We start from the raw sequence: 17,924 nt of genomic DNA, 5'->3' as shown, positions 1-17,924 counted from the left end.
AAGATTTAAGCTCAAAACATATACTATAGAGATTAAGAGCCAAATCAGCTGTCCTAAAGGTCTGATTGGTTCAACTTACTGCACTGGAGAAGATCGATCTCACAGTGATGAAAGTTTCACTTTATGATAAGTTCTTTTGTACAATACGATTTACAAGTCCGCCGTCCGCTTTGCCTTTTACACGAGGCATTAGCGCACCCATCACCTTGCCCATATCTTTCTTAGAAGAAGCGCCTGTTTCAGAAATCACTTCCTGAACAATTTGCTCAACTTCTTCTTCAGAGAGTTGTTTCGGCAGATAGACAGATAAGATCGACAGCTCTTCATCAAGATTCTGCACAAGATCACTTCGACCAGCTTTTTCAAATTCAAGGAGGGAGTCTTTACGTTGCTTGACTTCGCGAGTGAGAACGGTAAGTTCCTCTTCTTCAGTTAAATCATGACCCAATTTAATGGATTCATTCTGAATAGAAGATTTCACCATCCGAATAACAGATAGTTTGTTTTTCTCTTTGTTCTTCATCGCTACTTTCATATCTGCTGTTAAACGGTCATTTAGACTCACTGACCTAACACCCTCTCTTAGAACTTACGCTTTTTCCTTGCTGCCTCAGATTTCTTTTTACGCTTAACACTTGGCTTTTCATAGTGCTTGCGCTTCTTAACTTCAGCCATAGTGCCTTCTTTAGAAACCGTTCTCTTGAAGCGACGCAGAGCATCATCGATCGACTCGTTCTTACGCACGCGAGTTTCCGCCATCTCTATCCCTCCCTCCAAAACATACACAATCATAACACATGACTTTCTAACAAAGACATGTCACCTGCAATTATAATATATCACGTCCAATTTATCAACATTTCTTTCACTAATTTTAATTCACAATAAAAAACAAGCATTTGTCTTTCTTTCTTCCCATAAACTTTCAGTGGAAAGGAGTTGTCCCAGTTAATGAGTCCATACGTTGCATCCTTTATTGTTTTTATAAGTATCTTTCTTTTTGGTATGGCCACTCTCCGTATCGGATTAAAGTCTCTTTCAAATAGCAGGATGCAAGAATTTCTTTATCAAGCTTCTTCCACACCTTTACGTGGATTAATGACAGGAATAATCGTTACTTCCATTCTGCAAAGTAGCTCAGCCGTTATGGTAATTACAATTGGATTGATTACTGCCAAAGTTCTCACGTTTAGGCAATCCATAGGTATTATTCTTGGAACGAATATCGGTACGACGGTTACTGCTGAACTTATGACATTAAACCCTGATCAATTTACGATTCCATTTCTATTAGTCGGTTTTCTTTTACTGCAAATAAGAAAGCAATTGTTATTTAGTATAGGTACTGTTCTTTTCGGACTTGGAAGTATTTTTGTAGCAATGCATGGGCTAGAAGCAATGGCTGTTCCTCTCTCAACACTCACCTTCTTTGAACATATCATTAATGAATCTAACTCCAGTCTATTTTATGGTATAGGTGTTGGAACACTATTAACCGCCCTAATTCAATCTAGTACAGCAACAACTGGTATCACAATGAGCTTTATTAATCAGGATCTACTTACTCTACCTTCCGCTATCGCAATCATATACGGTGCTAATATAGGAACTTGTATTACAGCACTTATTGCAAGCTTCGGAAGTACCAAAGAGGCAAAGCTTGCCGCATATGCCCATGTATGGATTAATATTATTGGTGTTACACTTTTCTTCCCTTTCATTACGAAATTCGGTGAGATCGTAGCTTATGTTACGGCCTTGCCTGACGCACAGCTCGCACATGTATCGCTTCTTTTCAATGTTCTTTCTTCATTATTACTCTTACCATTAACTGGAGTGCTAGCAAAGACTATCGAAAAGATTCATAAAGGAAATCATTTAACATAAAAAAACAACCGCCTATGGACGGTTGTTTAATCTTCTTAGTAGTCAGTGTCAGCTGTTTCACCTTGTACAATTTTTACTCCTGCACTTGCACCAATTCGAGTTGCTCCTGCATCGATCATAGCTTGTGATCCTTCTAGATCACGCACACCACCTGAAGCTTTCACTCCAAGATCAGGACCAACAGTTTGTCTCATTAATTTAATATCTTCAACCGTTGCACCACCAGTTGAGAAGCCTGTAGACGTTTTAACAAAATCAGCACCAGCTTTAACAGATAGTTCACAAGCGCGCTTTTTCTCCTCATCTGTCAGAAGGCATGTTTCGATAATCACTTTCACAAGTGCTTTTCCTTTTGCTGCATCAACAACAGCCTTAATATCTTGTTCAACTAGACTGTTATCGCCGTCTTTAAGTGCCCCAATGTTGATAACCATATCAACTTCAGTAGCACCTTTCTCAATTGCATCCTTTGTTTCGAATGCTTTTGTTTCAGTTGTTACGGCTCCTAGAGGAAAACCAATTACTGTACATACTTTAGCTTCAGCACCCTCTAATCTTTCCGCTGCTAGTGAAACCCACGTAGGATTTACACACACAGAAGCAAAGTTAAACTCTCTTGCTTCTTCGCAAAGCTTCTCAATTTGCTCACGACTTGTATCTGGTTTAAGAGCTGTATGGTCTATCATTCTCGCTAATTCTTTATTCATTATCTTTCATCCCTTCAAACATTGTTTTATTTAATTGGCTATGTTAATGAACAGTGTTGATTGTTGGCTCATTTACGCCCGTGGTGACCTTTCAGCAGAGCTGAAAGGCGAGCAATTAACAATATGAGCTAACATAGCTATATAGTTAAAATGAGGCAACAGCTGTAGTTGGCTCATCTTCACTCATAACACGAACGAATTGTCCCTCGTTATAAGGATAACCTGCTTTCGTAATCTTTACTTTAACAATACTACCAACCATTTCTTCTGTTGCTTCAAAAATCACTTTCATGTAGTTTGCTGTATAACCTACATATAAGTTAGAAGCAGGCTCATCTTTGAATTTCTCTTCTGGAATCACTTCAAGTACTTCCCCTTCATAACGGGAAGCATATTCCTTGGCTAGCTGATTGGAAAGGTTAATAAGATGATGGACACGTTTATTCTTTACGTCATCATCTACTTGATCTTCCATGCGAGCAGCAGGTGTACCAGTCCGCTTAGAAAATGGAAAAACGTGAAGCTCTGAAAACTTATGATTCGCTATAAAGTCATACGTTTCCTGAAACTCCTCATCCGTCTCACCTGGAAAACCTACAATTACGTCTGATGTTATCGCAAGTCCTGGAAGTGCTTCTTTAAGCCGGTCAAGACGTTCGCCAAACATTTCCATCGTATACTTCCTTCTCATACGCTGAAGAACGGTGTTGGAACCAGATTGAAGCGGAATGTGAAGATGTGGCACAACTTTGTCAGATGCATTTAATACTTCAATCACTTCATCTGTAACTTGACTTGCTTCAATTGATGAAATGCGAATTCGTTTAAGACCTTTCACATTAGCATCAAGATCTCGAAGAAGTTGGGCAAAATTATAGTCCTTTAAATCTTCTCCATATCCCGCTGTGTGGATACCTGTTAAGACTATCTCTTTATAACCCGCATCAACAAGTTGTTGTGCTTGCGTAATAACAGCTTCCGGTTCACGAGATCTAAGAAGGCCTCTAGCCCATGGAATGATACAGAATGTACAGAAGTTATTACACCCTTCTTGTATCTTAAGTGAAGCTCGAGTACGATCCGTAAATGCTGGTACCTCAAGTTCTTCATAAACACGTGCTTTCATGATGTTACCAACGCCGTTAACTGGTTCTCTCTCACGTTTGTATTGTTCGATGTAATCGAGCATTTTTACACGGTCTTGGGTTCCAACTACCACATCAACACCTGGAATCGCCATGATTTCAGCAGGTGATGTCTGGGCATAACAGCCCGTCACACAGATGACAGCATCAGGATTTTTTCGAATGGCACGACGAATAACCTGTCTACTTTTCTTATCACCAGTATTCGTAACCGTACACGTATTTATAACATAAACATCTGACGCATGATCAAACTCTACTCGTTCGTAATCATGGTCTTTAAACAATTGCCAGATCGCTTCCGTCTCGTAATGGTTTACTTTACAGCCTAGCGTATGGAAAGCAACTGAAGGCATATAATCACCTCATTAATTTAATTCAAAATGATATGAGATTGCTGCCAGTACATACATGGCAGCCGTCTCTGTTCGTAAAATTCTTGGGCCGAGACCGCAGGAAGTAAATCCAGCCTCTTTAAGCAAGCCTACTTCTTTATCTGATAGTCCGCCTTCTGGTCCGAATACAATCATGAAACGATCATTCACGTTTGCCTCGTGGAGCGTTTGAACGAGTGCAGCAGACTCACCTGCTTTTGCTTCTTCTTCATAAGCAATCAATTTATGTTCGTAAGACTTACTTCTTTCAATAAGTGATGTAATGGAATAAGGCTCCTCAATGGAAGGGATCGTTGTTCTATGTGATTGCTCAGCAGCTTCCTTCGCAATTTTTTTGAGTCGTTGAAGTTTTTTACTGCTTTTTTGCTGATCCCATTTTACTACAGACCGCTCAGCTTTAAAAGGTAGAAACGTATCGGCACCGAGCTCCGTACCCTTCTGTATAACCGTTTCGAGTTTGTCCCCTTTGGGCATGCCCTGAACGATTGTAACATGAACAGGCAGTTTCTTCTTCTCATCAAGCCATTGTTCCGGAACAGCTAAGACAAATTCAGACTCAATTTGCGTGATTCGGCATAGAGCAGATCGACCTTCTTCCGAACAACAAATAATATGGTCACCTGTTGTCATCCGCATTACTCTTGAAATGTGCTTAACATCTTCACCTTCAATTGTAACTTGATTATCAGTTATATTCGTTTCAGGAATAAAGTATCGTTGCATTAGACTCTCCCTCTACTCGTAAGGTTTTCTTGCAATAAATGCAACCCAATCTTCCATTTGAAGCGTTTCTTCAATTTCAAGACCTTGATCGATAATTGATTGCTTTACTTCATCCTTTTTCGCAGTAATAATCCCTGAAGTAATAAACGCACCGCCTGGCTTTAGTACTTTAGCCACGTCATCTGTGAAACGAATAATAATTTCAGAAAGAAGATTAGCCACAACAACATCGTATTGTTCCTGGATATTATCGAGTAGATTGTTTTGGCTTACTTGGATTTTACTATGCACTTTATTCAATTTAGTATTTAATCTAGCACTCTTAACTGCTACTTCATCTAAATCAAGAGCATCTACGGAATCCGCTCCAAGGCTTGCAGCGGCAATGCTTAGTACACCAGAACCTGTACCGACATCAATGACGCGTTGACCTGGTTGAATGATTTTCTCGAGTGCTTGAACACATAAAACAGTAGTAGGATGTGTTCCAGTTCCGAATGCCATTCCCGGATCAAGCTCAATAATGATTTCATCGGTGTTTACAGGCGTGTACTCTTCCCAAGTTGGCGTAATTGTAATTCGTTCTGAAATTTTGACAGGTTTATAGTATTTCTTCCATGCCGTAGCCCATTCTTCTTCATTTACTTCACTTATTTGAACAGTGTTATGCCCTAAATCGATGTCATAAACGAGTAATCCATTGATCGCTTCTTTAATTTGTTCAACCGTTTCACCAAGAAAACTATTTACTGGCATATACGCTTTTAAAATAACCCCTTCTTCAGGGTAATCATCTGGATTAAGCTGATAAACCTCTCCGAAAGTAGTATCCCAAGCTTTCACAAGATCCATAGGGTCTTCAATGACAACCCCACTGGCACCGGCTTCATGCAGGATATTTGATACTGCTTCAATCGCTTCATTCGTTGTATGAATGCTTATTTCAGACCATTTCATTTATTGCCCACTCCTCTTTGGATCCTATTTTCGGAAAGGAAACAGGCAGGCCATGAGACTCGCCTGCAATCTGTTACCAGCTTTCAGTTTTCTTACTCTCCTTTAAATGCTTTCTTCACTTTAGAGAAGAAATTCTCATGCTGCTCATCAGGCACCTGTCCGGAGATTTCACTAAATTCACGTAGTAAATCTTTTTGGCGATCAGTCAAATGTTTTGGTGTAATAACCTGTATCTTAACATGTTGATCTCCCTGACCATATCCTCTAACATTTTGAATTCCTTTTCCTTTAAGTCGGAAATTCGTTCCACTTTGCGTTCCAGCAGGAACTTTAAGCTTAACTTTTCCGTGTAGAGTAGGAACTTCGATTTCGTCACCAAGACCAGCTTGAGAGAATGTGATTGGCATCTGACACAATACATCGTCACCGCTACGTTCGTAAAAATCATGTGATCTTACATAAACAACTACAAATAGATCTCCTGGAGGGCCACCATTGACTCCCGCTTCACCTTTTCCAGTAATGCGGATTTGTTGACCTTCGTCTATACCAGCTGGAAGTTTCACATGAATCTTCTTCTTGACTTCTACCTTGCCTTTACCACGGCATGTTTTACATTTATCTTTAATAAGTTTACCTGTACCTTCACAGTGATGACAAACGCGACGGTTTACTACTCGACCAAATGGTGTGTTCTGCTCGACATTTAGCTGACCAGCGCCTCCACAGTGTGAGCATGTTTCAGGTGAAGTACCTGGCTTTGCACCGGAGCCATCACATGTTGAACATTCCTCTTCTTTAGGAATGAAAATATCCGTTTCTTTTCCGAAAGCTGCTTCTTCAAAGGTGAGTTCCATTGAATATTGCAGATCAGCGCCTTGTCTAGGAGCATTTGGGTTTCTGCGACCGCCGCCGCCAAAGAACATATCAAAGATATCACCAAAGCCACCAAAGTCGGCACCGCCACCACCAAAGCCTTGATTAGGATCTGTGTGTCCAAACTGATCGTACTGAGCTTTCTTCTGAGAGTCACTTAGTACTTCATAAGCTTCCGTCACTTCTTTAAACTTCTCGTCCGCACCCGGTTCTTGGTTGATATCCGGATGGTATTGCTTTGCAAGCTTTCGATAAGCTTTTTTCATCTCAGCTTCTGAAGCATCTCGACTGACGCCTAACACTTCATAATAATCTCGTTTACTCATCGTATCCACTCCCGATTCTCTTCACATAACGTTTATCATATCATTGAGTTTATACGCTCTGCAATACTATATCGTTAGCACCAGTGAACGTTGAACAGCAAACAGTCGAAAAACGTGCATTATCACCCGTATATGGTGTAAATTTCCGTTTTACGTTGTAAAGCATAAGAAAAGCTTAAGCGCCTTACTTCCTCCATTAGCCTCTAAATGAGTTTAACCAGTAAGGTGCTAAAGCTAGACATGACAGAATGTGATATTGTGTTAGTTTTTTGTAGGTAAACAAATCTTTTCTTACCTATGAAAAAAGTCAAAGCCAAGATACGCCTGACTTTGACTTTTTTCGTATCATATTCTTACTTTTTGTCGTCTTCGTTTACTTCTTCGTATTCTGCATCGACAACGTTGTCGTCAGTTTGCTCAGCTCCGCCTTCTTCGCCAGCTTGAGCTTGTTGAGCTTGTGCAGCTTGCTCATATACTTTCATTGAAAGTGCTTGAACGATTTCTTGAAGCTCATCTTTCGCAGTGCGAATTGCTTCAATGTCGTCATTTTCAAGTGCTGCTTTTACTTTATCTTTAGCTTCGTTAGCTTTTGTTACTTCTTCTTCCTCTACTTGACCTTCAAGGTCTTTAAGAGTCTTATCAGTAGTAAACACTAGCTGATCAGCTTCGTTACGTGTTTCAACTTCTTCGCGACGCTTCTTATCATCTTCAGCGTTCGCTTCAGCGTCTTTCACCATGTTCTCAATCTCGTCATCTGAAAGACCGCTTGAAGATTTGATTGTAATAGACTGTTCTTTATTCGTACCAAGATCCTTCGCACGAACGTTCACAATACCGTTTTTGTCGATATCAAATGATACTTCGATTTGCGGAGTTCCTCGTGGAGCTGGAGGAATATCAGTCAGCTGGAAGCGACCAAGAGTCTTGTTATACTGAGCCATTTCGCGCTCACCTTGAAGAACATGAATATCAACTGAAGGTTGGTTATCAGCTGCAGTTGAGAAAGTCTGTGACTTACTAGTTGGGATCGTTGTATTACGCTCGATAAGCTTAGTAAATACGCCACCCATTGTTTCGATACCAAGAGAAAGAGGTGTTACGTCAAGAAGAACAACGTCTTTCACATCTCCAGCAATAACACCAGCTTGAATTGCTGCACCAAGTGCAACTACTTCATCAGGGTTAACGCCTTTGTGTGGATCTTGTCCTGTTTCTTTCTTAATCGCATCTTGTACTGCAGGAATACGAGTTGAACCACCAACAAGAATAACTTTATCAAGTTCAGAAGGTGACATTCCAGCATCTTTAAGAGCCTGGCGAGTAGGTGCCATTGTACGCTCTACAAGATTTGCAGAAAGCTCTTCGAATTTAGCACGAGTTAGGTTCAGCTCAAGGTGTTTAGGTCCTGAAGCATCTGCAGTAATAAATGGAAGAGAGATTTGAGTTTGTGCTACTCCTGAAAGATCTTTCTTCGCTTTTTCAGCAGCGTCTTTCAAGCGTTGTAGTGCCATTTTGTCTTGACCTAGGTCAACGCCAGTATCTTTCTTGAATTCTGCAACAAGGTGATCGATGATTACCTGGTCAAAGTCATCACCACCAAGACGATTGTCACCAGCAGTAGACTTAACTTCAAATACGCCTCCGCCAAGTTCAAGGATTGATACGTCAAACGTACCACCACCAAGGTCAAATACTAGAATTGTTTGATCTTCATCTTCTTTATCAAGACCGTAAGCTAGTGCTGCAGCTGTTGGTTCGTTTACAATACGCTCTACTTCAAGACCAGCGATTTTACCAGCGTCTTTTGTAGCCTGACGCTCAGCATCGTTAAAGTAGGCAGGTACTGTAATAACTGCTTTCTCTACGCCTTCACCTAGATAGTCTTCTGCATATGACTTCAATTTTTGAAGAATGATTGCTGAAATTTCTTGTGGTGAGAATGTTTTACCATTCACATCTTCTTTGTGGTCTGTACCCATATGTCGCTTAATAGATTGGATCGTATTAGGGTTCGTGATTGCTTGACGCTTAGCAACTTCACCTACTAGACGTTCTTCATCTTTAAATGCAACAACCGATGGAGTTGTACGACTACCTTCCGGGTTAGGGATAACCGTCGCTTCTCCGCCTTCCATTACTGCTATACAAGAGTTTGTTGTACCAAGGTCAATACCGATAATTTTACTCATTGTGTTCTACCTCCTATTTCTTAATATGTAATTATGAACTTACCTTCACCATTGCAGGACGAAGGACACGATCATTTAGTTGATAGCCTTTCTGCAAGACCTCAACCACAACATCTGACTCATGTTCATCTGACTCAACTTGCATAACTGCTTGATGGAGATGAGGATTGAAAGCTTCTCCTACATTTCCAATTTCTTCAACACCCTCATTTGCAAGTGCATCTTTCAACTGACGGTACACCATTTCCATTCCAGTAAGCAATGATGTGACCTGCTCATTATCGCTTTGAACAGCTAGAGCTCGTTCAAAATTATCGATAGCAGGAAGCAACTCTTCAGCAAGCTTCTGTGAACGGTATTTAGCATCAGCACTACGTTCTTCACGCGTTCTACGGCGGAAGTTGTCGTATTCTGCCTGTGTACGCATATATTTATTCTCAAGCTCTTCTACTTGCTTCTGCAAGTTCTCAAGCTCATCATTTTCATTGGTTTCAGATACTTCAATAACTTCAGGTTCTTCATTCTCTTCAGCATCCTGCTCAAGATTATCGTTTTCTTCCGTTAGAAGTTCTTCTTCCTCTTGATGACTGTTTTGCTTTTCCACGAATTTCACCTCCCTATCGAAATATACCAAATTTTCTCTTTTGAATATCCTTTCATAGAAAAGGATGGAAGAATTGTATCTCCCACCTTCTTCACTATTACCAATTTACCAGTGTTTGAAACTTTGGTATCGATCAGTAAGCGTCCTAGTTAGATCATTTGCTAGGAAACCGAGAATACCCATTGATCGCTGATATTCCATTCGAGTAGGCCCAAGTAAAGCAATGGAGCCCATTCTTTTGCCTTCGATGAAATAGTCTGCGGTAACAATGCTACAATTCTGCATTGCCTCAAGATCGTTTTCTTGACCAATTTTCACCTCAATACCATTCTTTTCAGGTCGAAGTACATTGTACATAACTTCATCCTGTTCAAAGGTGTTGAGCAATAGCCTAACTTTATTGATATCTTTAAATTCAGGCTGAGTCAAAATATTGGTTTTACCGCCATAATAGACTTTTTCTGCATTGGTATAGAGAAAAAGATTTTCAAGCATCATATTAACTTCATTGTAATTCTCGATGTGCTTCTTCAGTACAGTCGCCATTTCTTTCATCATTGTCGACTTCAAAGAAATTAGTGGAACATCCTTCAAGCGCTCATTCATGATATTAACAACTTTTTCAATATCAGACATGCTAACTGAAGGAGGAATTTTCATTGTTCGGTTCTCTACATGGCCACTGTCAGCTACCAAAATAACGACAGCTGTATCCTTCGAAAGAGGAATAATTTGAATTTGTCGAAGCTTCGTTTCAAATACTTCAGGGCCAAGTATAATCGACGTATATTGTGTAAGTTCAGAAAGAATTCCGGCAGACTGCTGAATGACCTTCTCTACCTCAACCATTCTCTCTGCAAATAGCGATTGAATATTGTTCACTTCATTTTTAGAGAGTACAGGCGGTGATAGAAGGTTATCTACATAGAAACGATAGCCTTTTTCCGATGGAACTCGACCTGACGAACTATGCGTTTTCTCGATGTACCCCATCTCTTCAAGGTCCGCAAGCTCATTACGAATCGTTGCAGAGCTGAAAGTAACATCTTCACGCTTTGAAATCGTTCGTGAACCAACTGGCTCAGCAGTTTGAATGTAGTCGTTAATCAACAATTGCAAAATGAATAGTTGACGTTCTGTTAACATCCCCTCATCACCTCTGTTAGCACTCTAAGTGATTGAGTGCTAAATCTAATAATAAGGTAACAGAAAATTATTTTGGTTGTCAATCTTTACGGTATAGTTCTTTAAACTTGTTATAAGATTGGTTTAGTGAGGAAGATCAATCTATTGTAAGAAATTCCTGAAAGACTTCATTCCCTAAGAAAAAGCCCTTTTCAGTTAGCGAAATGTGTGTTCCAGTATCTTGTAAAAGGTTTTTACTTGTTAAGTCTTCAATTTGTTTACCAAAAACACTAAACATCGGCTGACCAAATTTAACTTCAAACCTTTGCTTGGAGACGCCTTCTCTCATACGTAGTCCCATAAACATTTCTTCTTCCATCCGTTCTGCTTTCGTTAAAACATTGTCATCCATATAAGGGAAACCATTTTCGTCAATTCGATTCATATATTGCTTTAATGGCCCTGCATTCGCTCTTCTTACACCATCAATATAGCTATGTGCCCCTGCACCAATTCCATAATACTCATCGTTTTTCCAATACGTTATATTATGCTTACTTTCAAAACCCTCTTTTGCGAAATTACTAATTTCGTATTGAGAAAGTCCAGCTTCCTCTAAACGACTTATGAGCAGTGCATACATATCAGCTTCTGCTTCTTCAGTAGGAAGCGGAAGCTCACCTTTTCTCCATTGGTTATAGAAAACTGTTTTCTTTTCTACTTGGAGAGAATAGGACGACACGTGAGTAATACCAAGTTCAAGTGCTCTAGAAATAGTTTCTGAAAATTGGTCAATCGTTTGATCAGGTAAACCGAACATCAAATCAAGTGAAAGGTTTGTAAAGCCTTCTTGCTTTGCCATTTGAACAATCTCACCAATTTCTTCTACGGAATGCCCTCTCCCTAAACGAGTTAATAGTGAATCTTGGAAGGCCTGGGCACCAATACTGAGTCTGTTTACACCATAGGATTTCATAATCCGCAGTTTCTCCGGTGTCACACTCCCCGGATTCGCTTCCATAGTAAATTCAAGTTTATCCGTTACGTATGGGCCAAATCTGTCCTGAACATCTTTTAAGAACTTCTCAAGTTGTTCTTCATTCAACGCTGTTGGCGTTCCTCCACCAACAAAAATCGTGTCAATTTTGTTGGTTGGGAAGCGATCTAGCGTGTTCTTCATTTCTACGTCCATATGTTCAAGATAATCATTTACAGGCTGCCCCTGCATGAAAATTTTATTAAAATCACAATAGTGACAAATATAGTCACAGAATGGAATGTGCAAATAAACAGCGTTTACCATTTCGATCACTGCTTTCTAACATAATCTAAAGACCGCAGAAACGCTCTGCGGTCTTCTAACCTACATCGTATATAATTCAAGTTGCTACTTCAACCAAAGCGCCTTAATTGTTCTTCGTATTATCCTGACGAAGCACAGCCATGAAGGCTTCTTGAGGAACTTCAACTTTCCCAACCGTCTTCATACGCTTTTTACCTTCTTTTTGCTTTTCAAGAAGCTTTCTTTTACGAGAGATATCTCCACCATAACATTTAGCAAGTACGTTTTTCCGCATTGCCTTAATGGTTGAACGAGCAACAATTTTTTGTCCGATTGATGCTTGGATTGGCACTTCAAATTGCTGTCTAGGAATTAAATCTTTAAGCGTCTCTGTAATATCTTTACCACGATCGTAAGCAAAATCTCTGTGTACGATAATGGAGAGAGCATCAATCTTCTCGGCGTTAAGTAGAATATCCATCTTCACTAGATTGGATTCACGATAGCCAATCAACTCATAATCAAATGATGCATACCCTTTCGTGCTCGATTTCAACTGATCAAAGAAGTCATAAACAATCTCGGAAAGTGGTAGATGATAAACAATGTTCACACGACTTTCATCCATGTATTGCATATCAATGAAATCACCACGTTTCCCCTGACAAAGCTCCATAATAGCTCCCACATAATCGTTCGGCGCCATAATAGTCGCTTTCACATAAGGTTCTTGAACCTCTGTAATAGATTGAGCATCTGGCATCATTGCTGGGTTATCGATGATTACTTCTTCTCCATCAGTAAGTTTTACCTGGTATATAACACTTGGTGCAGTTGTAATTAAATCGATATTAAATTCACGTTCGATTCTCTCTTGAACAATTTCCATATGAAGTAATCCAAGGAATCCGCAGCGGAAACCGAATCCGAGCGCTTGTGACGTTTCTGCTTCATATTGAAGCGATGAATCATTTAGCTCAAGACGCTCCAAGGCTTCGCGAAGGTCATTATACTGTGCAGAATCGACTGGATAAAGACCACAATATACCATTGGATTCATACGACGATAACCAGGAAGAGGCTTTGCAGCAGAATTCTTAACTGATGTAATCGTATCACCAACACGGGAATCTCCAACATTTTTAATTGCAGCAGTAAGGAAACCAACATCACCTACTGAAAGGTATTCCTTAGAGACTGGTTTAGGATTGAAGACTCCAATTTCATTTACTTCGAATTCCTTTCCAGTGGCCATCATTCGGATCTTATCACCGACTTTTACCGTTCCTTCAGTAATCCTGATATATGCTACGACACCTCTGTATGGATCATACAAAGAATCGAAGATCAAAGCCTGCAATGGCCCTTCTGGGTCTCCTTGCGGGGCAGGCACCTTCTCTACGATTTGTTCAAGGATATCTTCAATTCCGATACCCGACTTTGCAGAAGCCAATACAGCTTCAGATGCATCAAGTCCAATCACATCTTCAACTTCCTGACGAACGCGTTCTGGTTCAGCACTTGGTAGATCAATCTTATTAATAACTGGCAGTATCTCAAGATCATTATCAAGAGCGAGGTATACGTTCGCTAGCGTTTGGGCTTCAATCCCCTGTGCAGCATCAACAATAAGCAATGCACCTTCACAGGCAGCAAGACTTCTTGATACTTCATAAGAAAAATCGACGTGTCCAGGTGTATCGATTAAATGAAAGATGTACTCTTCGCCATCTTTCGCTTTATAAGTAAGCTGAACAGAATTCAGTTTAATCGTAATTCCTCTTTCACGTTCAAGATCCATCGCATCGAGCGTTTGATCTTTCATTTCACGGTCAGTCAACGCGCCTGTCCGTTCTAAAATACGGTCCGCAAGAGTCGATTTTCCATGGTCAATATGTGCAATGATGGAAAAATTTCGAATCTTGGACTGTCTTTTTAACATTTCTTCACGGTTCATCTACAATCACTCCTAAGGCGAAACTACGCTAGTATAGATTATAGCAATACCGCTGTCCAGATTCAATCCGCAATCCGCCTATCTATCAAGTCTCTTATAAGATTAAAGATTCAATATATAAAAGTTCACTGTCAAAAAACGCCAATAAAAGGCCGCATATGCGACCTTTTATGATTGAAAAAACGACAATAATGTTGTTATGAGTGTAAATACAAATGACAGGATTGCTTGTATAACAGATGATATCCACCCACTTAGCGTAGCACCCAATTCACCCAGAACATTAAATTCGTTCGCATGATTAAGTGTTTCTTGCTTCTTTTTCAGGTCATCTTGCTTAATAGACGTTCCGAGAATTTCCGCTTCAACTCCATCGGAAGCATTTTTCACCTGAAATGCACCAGTATCTTCACTACCCTGCATGTGATTCATATTTTTAGAGGCCTGTTCCATACCTAATAGCACACCGAATAACAACAATGATACGAGGAGAAAGCATTTCATGAAAAAGGATGCCATTATCCCCTACCCCTTCCTAACCAAAGCTCGTCCTATTTCTAATCATATGTGCTGCAATTTCACTTATGACCTAATGTGTGTACATTCCGCTGTTTTGCTGATCGACCTCTCCATGAAGAGCACTATTTAGTCCGCCTGACAAAACATTCGCCATATCTTCAATAAATACATCAACTTCCTTTGGCGTAACCATTAAATTATGTCCCATAGGTGCCAGTACTTCACGAATTAAATTACGCTTTTCAACATCCTCAAGCGTACCTACCATACCTAAAAACGTCTGCCGTTTGTCCTCATTTGGCAGATCTTCTTCCGTATATGTTTTGCGTTCTCCGAAAGTCATTCCCGCTGGAGAAAGTGATTTTGACGGTTTGTCCTTTTCTTTTAGCTCTCTTCCAAAATGTTTTAAAATGAAATCAATTGTATCGCTTGTAATGGAAACAGCATCCACAACAGTCGGGATACCGATCGCTATAACTGGGATACCAAGCGTATCAAAGCTCAGTTCCTTTCGCTTGTTCCCGACACCTGATCCAGGATGAATTCCTGTATCAGATATTTGAATGGTTGTATTTACTCGTTCAATCGATCTTGAAGCAAGAGCATCAACCGCAATGACGAAGTCTGGTTTCGCTTTTTCAATAACACCATGAATAATATCGCTTGTTTCAATGCCCGTGATTCCCATTACTCCCGGAGTTATGGCACTAACTGGTCGAAACCCTTCTGAAACGGTTTCGGGTTGAAGCTCAAACAAATGATTGGTAATAAGTAAATTAGAAACCACTAATGGCCCTAATGAATCTGGTGTTACGTTCCAATTTCCAAGCCCAACAATCAAGCAGCTTGCATCTTTTGTGATCCCTTGTTGATCAAGGAATGCCGCAAATTCATGGGCGAAAACATCTTGAACGGTTTGCTGAAGTGCTGAATCCTTTCGACGGATACCTTGCACTTCGAATGTTAAGTAATTTCCTGCTTTCTTTCCAATTTCCTCTGCACCTTGTTTGGTAACTTCAACGGTTGTAATCTTTACTCCTTGCTCATCTCTTTCTTTAACGACGACACCTTTTAACGAATCAGGTTTCTCTTTCTTCATACTCTTCGCTTTCTTTTCTTTCACCATCTCCTGCGCTTCCACCGCAAGGTCTGTTCTCACCTGATATTTTTCTAAATCTATGTGGCCCATACAATCACCTCGTATTCTATCTGTTACCTGTTAGGGTAACCTCGAAATGAGGATTTCATTCTCTATTGCATTCCCTTGGGTAATTTGATAGAATGTTTCTTGTTCTATGCACGGATATGACATGGAATTGTTAAGCCTTGCAAGGAGGTGAAAGGTATGCCAAATATTAAATCTGCGGTTAAACGCGTTAGAACTTCATCAGATCGTCGCGCTAACAACATCGCTTTCAAATCTGAAATGCGTTCTGCAATCAAGACTTTTGAAGCGAAAGTAGAAGCTAAAGATGTTGAAGCTGCGAAAACAGCTCTTAGCCAAGCTTCTAAGCGCATCGACAAAGCTGCTGATAAAGGAATCATCCATAAAAACACAGTAGCACGTAAAAAATCTCGTCTAACTAAAATGTACAACGAGATTTCTGCGTAATTCCTTTTAAAAAGTTAAAAGCTGTTGGGGCAACCCAACAGCTTTTTTTATTTGTTTTTAATTTTTGTTAGCAACAATTCAAGAATGAGCTTTTTATCCATTTTGCCTGTTTTCATTTCATAATCAGATTCTGCAACTTGATCTAGAATATACAGAAGCTTTTCTTCTTCAAAACTTTTGCTTTGCTGTTGTGCAATTTTGACTGCATAAGGATGGAGCTTCAGAGTGGATGCCATTTGCTTTTGACCATAACCTCGTTTAGAAAGCTCACTAACTTGATAAATAATCCTAAACTGTCTTCCGATTAACGATAATATCTTTATTGGCTCCTCGTTGATTTTCATGAGGTCATAAAGAATTCGAAAAGCTTTATTAAGATCTTTTTTAACAATATGATCAATAAGAGCAAAAATATCATTTTCAAGCGTTCTCGCGACTAGAAGATCCACAACCTCTTCGTTGACAACTCCGCCTTCCCCAACATAAAGAGCCATTTTATCAATTTCTTGCTGGAGAAGTAGTAAGTGACTGCCCGTTAACTGAACAAGTCGCTCTTCCCCTTCTTTTTCAAGAGTTACATGAAGTTCTTCAGCCCGCTTCCTAAGCCAGTCCCCTAAGTGACTTTGTTGTAGCGCTTCCGCTTTTACAAATGCTCCCGCTTTTTTAATCGTCTTAACTAACTTTTTTCTTTCATCCAATTTTTCATAAGGCGCCTCAATAATGAGAATGGTAAAAGGTGACGGGTCCTCTGCATAACGTTGAAGTGATTCAAGATCATGTTCAACTTTACTTTTATCTTTAGCCGCCGTTAGAAAAAGAGGGTTTTTTAGGATGATGACTCTTTTTTCACCAAGAAATGGCATCGTCTCAGCATCTTCAACAGCTGATTGAACTGGCGTCTCATTTAAATCATAATAAGCAAGACCAAATTCTCGTTCCTCTTCTGGAAGGGCCTTATCAACAATTAATTTCTGCAATTCATCGATAAGAAAAGCTTCCGTCCCCGTTATAAGGTAGATGGGGTCAAGCTTGTCCTGGTTAATTTTTTTCTTCAATTCTGAAATGGACATCTATGTACACCTCGATTTTTTTCGTCCATTCCTATCCTAATGGCAGAGCGCTTTGTTGGCAAGTAGAAAAGGGAAGCTGACTGCTATAATCAGCCTCCCATTTATAGTAAACGCTGCTGAATGGGGCCTAGGACTCCCACCCAACAACGATGTTCGGTGTGTAGTAGATAGGATATCCTATGCAAAGATAAAGTATGGGTGACAACTCTTTACAGGAAAGGGAGCCGATTCTGTGAATAAATTCTATTTTCAAACTTAATCAGTTCATGGAATTAAAGACACCGCTAACAAAACATGATACAATATGGTTTGAAATGTACCTTTAAAGGAAATCCCCTACATAAAGACTACTCCAGTAGTTGAAAGTGAATACTAACGGGGAAGCAGGAGGGAAAGCCAAATGAACGAGTTTGAAAAAGATGTTCAGATGAAGTCAAATGATGCTGTTCAATCAGCTGTTGGTTTCGTCGTTCCATTTCTATTCTTTTCCATTATTTTCTTCACAGCTGTAATCATTAAAGCAATTGGCTAAATAGACTGCCTTCAGGCA

General features: G+C 39.9%; 18 protein-coding genes. 3 read left to right on the top strand and 15 right to left on the bottom strand.

Annotated elements, in window-relative coordinates; translation table 11 throughout:
- Positions 1-121: 121 nt before the first annotated feature.
- Together AB986_RS17450 and rpsU are read right to left on the bottom strand one after the other, a co-directional pair.
- Complete coding sequence (locus tag AB986_RS17450) at positions 122-565, bottom strand: GatB/YqeY domain-containing protein (RefSeq protein ID WP_048312788.1); 444 nt, start codon at positions 563-565, stop codon at positions 122-124.
- A gap of 17 nt (positions 566-582) precedes the next feature.
- Complete coding sequence (gene rpsU, locus AB986_RS17445; protein WP_048312787.1) at positions 583-759, bottom strand: 30S ribosomal protein S21; 177 nt, start codon at positions 757-759, stop codon at positions 583-585.
- Between the two features lie 192 nt (positions 760-951).
- Between rpsU and AB986_RS17440 the strand changes: the two genes are divergently transcribed.
- Positions 952-1,887 (top strand): Na/Pi symporter, encoded by a 936-nt coding sequence (locus AB986_RS17440; RefSeq protein ID WP_048312785.1) that lies wholly within the window; start codon positions 952-954, stop codon positions 1,885-1,887.
- Between the two features lie 35 nt (positions 1,888-1,922).
- Here AB986_RS17440 and deoC read toward each other — a convergent pair whose 3' ends face one another.
- From deoC to gpr, 12 genes are all read right to left on the bottom strand, one after another.
- On the bottom strand, positions 1,923-2,594 hold the full coding sequence (deoC, locus tag AB986_RS17435) for a deoxyribose-phosphate aldolase (protein WP_048312783.1): 672 nt from the start codon (positions 2,592-2,594) through the stop codon (positions 1,923-1,925).
- A gap of 145 nt (positions 2,595-2,739) precedes the next feature.
- On the bottom strand, positions 2,740-4,095 hold the full coding sequence (mtaB, locus tag AB986_RS17430) for a tRNA (N(6)-L-threonylcarbamoyladenosine(37)-C(2))-methylthiotransferase MtaB (protein ID WP_048312781.1): 1,356 nt from the start codon (positions 4,093-4,095) through the stop codon (positions 2,740-2,742).
- Positions 4,096-4,107: 12 nt separating this feature from the next.
- Positions 4,108-4,857 carry a 16S rRNA (uracil(1498)-N(3))-methyltransferase gene (locus AB986_RS17425; protein ID WP_048312780.1) on the bottom strand — a complete coding sequence of 250 codons (750 nt, stop codon included), beginning with the start codon at positions 4,855-4,857 and terminating at the stop codon, positions 4,108-4,110.
- A 12-nt stretch (positions 4,858-4,869) separates the two neighbouring features.
- On the bottom strand, positions 4,870-5,814 hold the full coding sequence (gene prmA, locus AB986_RS17420) for a 50S ribosomal protein L11 methyltransferase (protein ID WP_048312777.1): 945 nt from the start codon (positions 5,812-5,814) through the stop codon (positions 4,870-4,872).
- A gap of 92 nt (positions 5,815-5,906) precedes the next feature.
- Positions 5,907-7,016 carry a molecular chaperone DnaJ gene (gene dnaJ / locus AB986_RS17415; protein ID WP_048312774.1) on the bottom strand — a complete coding sequence of 370 codons (1,110 nt, stop codon included), beginning with the start codon at positions 7,014-7,016 and terminating at the stop codon, positions 5,907-5,909.
- Positions 7,017-7,369: 353 nt separating this feature from the next.
- Positions 7,370-9,205: a molecular chaperone DnaK gene (gene dnaK, locus AB986_RS17410; RefSeq protein WP_048312772.1), complete on the bottom strand. Its 1,836-nt coding sequence runs from the start codon at positions 9,203-9,205 to the stop codon at positions 7,370-7,372.
- A gap of 31 nt (positions 9,206-9,236) precedes the next feature.
- Positions 9,237-9,809, bottom strand: a complete 573-nt coding sequence (gene grpE, locus AB986_RS17405) for a nucleotide exchange factor GrpE (RefSeq protein ID WP_053216236.1) — start codon at positions 9,807-9,809, stop codon at positions 9,237-9,239.
- Between the two features lie 105 nt (positions 9,810-9,914).
- On the bottom strand, positions 9,915-10,955 hold the full coding sequence (hrcA, locus tag AB986_RS17400) for a heat-inducible transcriptional repressor HrcA (RefSeq protein WP_048312768.1): 1,041 nt from the start codon (positions 10,953-10,955) through the stop codon (positions 9,915-9,917).
- A gap of 136 nt (positions 10,956-11,091) precedes the next feature.
- Positions 11,092-12,237 (bottom strand): radical SAM family heme chaperone HemW, encoded by a 1,146-nt coding sequence (gene hemW / locus AB986_RS17395; RefSeq protein ID WP_048312766.1) that lies wholly within the window; start codon positions 12,235-12,237, stop codon positions 11,092-11,094.
- A 103-nt stretch (positions 12,238-12,340) separates the two neighbouring features.
- On the bottom strand, positions 12,341-14,173 hold the full coding sequence (gene lepA / locus AB986_RS17390; protein ID WP_048312764.1) for a translation elongation factor 4: 1,833 nt from the start codon (positions 14,171-14,173) through the stop codon (positions 12,341-12,343).
- A 168-nt stretch (positions 14,174-14,341) separates the two neighbouring features.
- Positions 14,342-14,692 carry a DUF3679 domain-containing protein gene (locus tag AB986_RS21275; protein WP_053216235.1) on the bottom strand — a complete coding sequence of 117 codons (351 nt, stop codon included), beginning with the start codon at positions 14,690-14,692 and terminating at the stop codon, positions 14,342-14,344.
- 70 nt (positions 14,693-14,762) lie between these two features.
- Positions 14,763-15,881: a GPR endopeptidase gene (gene gpr / locus AB986_RS17380; RefSeq protein ID WP_048312763.1), complete on the bottom strand. Its 1,119-nt coding sequence runs from the start codon at positions 15,879-15,881 to the stop codon at positions 14,763-14,765.
- 156 nt (positions 15,882-16,037) lie between these two features.
- Here gpr and rpsT point away from each other — a divergent pair, with 156 nt between their 5' ends.
- Positions 16,038-16,304, top strand: coding sequence for a 30S ribosomal protein S20 (gene rpsT / locus AB986_RS17375; protein ID WP_048312761.1), 267 nt, complete (start codon positions 16,038-16,040; stop codon positions 16,302-16,304).
- A 47-nt stretch (positions 16,305-16,351) separates the two neighbouring features.
- Here the strand turns inward: rpsT and holA are convergent, their stop codons facing one another.
- Complete coding sequence (gene holA / locus AB986_RS17370) at positions 16,352-17,374, bottom strand: DNA polymerase III subunit delta (protein ID WP_048312759.1); 1,023 nt, start codon at positions 17,372-17,374, stop codon at positions 16,352-16,354.
- 400 nt (positions 17,375-17,774) lie between these two features.
- Here holA and AB986_RS21895 point away from each other — a divergent pair, with 400 nt between their 5' ends.
- Positions 17,775-17,906 (top strand): YqzM family protein, encoded by a 132-nt coding sequence (locus AB986_RS21895; protein WP_048312757.1) that lies wholly within the window; start codon positions 17,775-17,777, stop codon positions 17,904-17,906.
- Positions 17,907-17,924 lie beyond the last annotated feature (18 nt).

It is taken from the genome of Guptibacillus hwajinpoensis (genome assembly GCF_001039475.1).
Taxonomy (GTDB): domain Bacteria; phylum Bacillota; class Bacilli; order Bacillales; family Guptibacillaceae; genus Guptibacillus; species Guptibacillus hwajinpoensis.
This window is presented reverse-complemented; position numbering and strand designations above follow the sequence as displayed.

Coding starts and splice junctions, on each gene's coding strand:
- rpsU (WP_048312787.1), bottom strand. CDS start 759: ATGGCGGAAACTCGCGTGCGTAAGAACGAGTCGATCGATGATGCTCTG.
- AB986_RS17440 (WP_048312785.1), top strand. CDS start 952: ATGAGTCCATACGTTGCATCCTTTATTGTTTTTATAAGTATCTTTCTT.
- deoC (WP_048312783.1), bottom strand. CDS start 2,594: ATGAATAAAGAATTAGCGAGAATGATAGACCATACAGCTCTTAAACCA.
- mtaB (WP_048312781.1), bottom strand. CDS start 4,095: ATGCCTTCAGTTGCTTTCCATACGCTAGGCTGTAAAGTAAACCATTAC.
- AB986_RS17425 (WP_048312780.1), bottom strand. CDS start 4,857: ATGCAACGATACTTTATTCCTGAAACGAATATAACTGATAATCAAGTT.
- prmA (WP_048312777.1), bottom strand. CDS start 5,814: ATGAAATGGTCTGAAATAAGCATTCATACAACGAATGAAGCGATTGAA.
- dnaJ (WP_048312774.1), bottom strand. CDS start 7,016: ATGAGTAAACGAGATTATTATGAAGTGTTAGGCGTCAGTCGAGATGCT.
- dnaK (WP_048312772.1), bottom strand. CDS start 9,205: ATGAGTAAAATTATCGGTATTGACCTTGGTACAACAAACTCTTGTATA.
- hrcA (WP_048312768.1), bottom strand. CDS start 10,955: ATGTTAACAGAACGTCAACTATTCATTTTGCAATTGTTGATTAACGAC.
- hemW (WP_048312766.1), bottom strand. CDS start 12,237: ATGGTAAACGCTGTTTATTTGCACATTCCATTCTGTGACTATATTTGT.
- lepA (WP_048312764.1), bottom strand. CDS start 14,173: ATGAACCGTGAAGAAATGTTAAAAAGACAGTCCAAGATTCGAAATTTT.
- AB986_RS21275 (WP_053216235.1), bottom strand. CDS start 14,692: ATGGCATCCTTTTTCATGAAATGCTTTCTCCTCGTATCATTGTTGTTA.
- gpr (WP_048312763.1), bottom strand. CDS start 15,881: ATGGGCCACATAGATTTAGAAAAATATCAGGTGAGAACAGACCTTGCG.
- rpsT (WP_048312761.1), top strand. CDS start 16,038: ATGCCAAATATTAAATCTGCGGTTAAACGCGTTAGAACTTCATCAGAT.
- holA (WP_048312759.1), bottom strand. CDS start 17,374: ATGTCCATTTCAGAATTGAAGAAAAAAATTAACCAGGACAAGCTTGAC.
- AB986_RS21895 (WP_048312757.1), top strand. CDS start 17,775: ATGAACGAGTTTGAAAAAGATGTTCAGATGAAGTCAAATGATGCTGTT.